This is a genomic window from Oleiphilus sp. HI0080 (assembly GCF_001635135.1).
Window position 1 is genome coordinate 1 of sequence record NZ_LWFU01001186.1, and the last position, 932, is coordinate 932.

Annotated in this window: 1 protein-coding gene; it reads right to left on the minus strand. The window is 51.7% G+C overall.

What is annotated here, in order from left to right:
* Positions 1-932, minus strand: a 932-nt coding sequence (locus tag A3751_RS21010) for a cadherin-like domain-containing protein (RefSeq protein WP_156492706.1), incomplete at both ends; no start/stop codon positions are given.

Sequence of the window (932 nt, forward strand, 5' to 3'; positions counted from 1 at the left end):
ATCGTACCGTGATCTGCATTAAGGTTATGCACACTTAACTTTGCTGTTTCACCATGATCAACATCCGAAGCGTTAGCCAGCAGTTGTGCTTCAGTTAACGTGACTGCGGTATCTTCGGTTCCTGATGCTAATTTGGCGTCACCACTTACGATTGGTGCATCATTGGTTCCCGTAACCGTGATATTGATTCTGTGCGTCGTACCATCGGCGGACCTGACTTCATAAATCACATCTCGGGTTTCACCCTCTTTCAGCGCTTGAAGCGCAGAGTTGCCGTTGGCAACCCGATAATCCCAGTTTCCGTGACGATCAATATGCAACTCCCCTTGAAAAGGGTCGCTGATGACTTTTTCGTTTCGAACCATCGGGTTTGTTGCAATGAAATGGTCTTGCCCTGCATCCGGGTCAGTGACAGAGAGGGAGCCCATTACCTGGATCGACTGTGCTGAATCATGCCCAACATTGCGGTCTTCGGTGATAGAGCCCGTATCTTGGCCGGTAATGACAGCCGCATCCGCTACCGCTGCCAAATCCAGTGAAGCGCTCGCTACCGTACTGCCGCCATGAGCATCTTGTACTTCGTAAGAAAATTGCACCGAGCCGTTGTAGTCTGCGTCTGGTGTGAAGGTGTAAGTACCGTCGTGATTGTCTGTGATACTGCCATGGTCGGCACTGAGGTTCGCAACATGCAATTGCCCGGCATCGTTTTTGTCGATATCACTGGCGTTGGCCAATAAATCGCGGGCGTGCAAGGTATAGGCCGTGTCTTCTGTTCCTTGCGTAAGCGTAACGGCAGAGCCAACGGTCGGCGCATCGTTAGTGCCATGAATCGTGATGGTGATGGTATGGGTTGTGCCGTCTTTCGAGGCGATCTGCACCGTATCTGTCAGGGTCTGCCCATCCCCCAACGACTGGATTTCCGGTTTGCGATT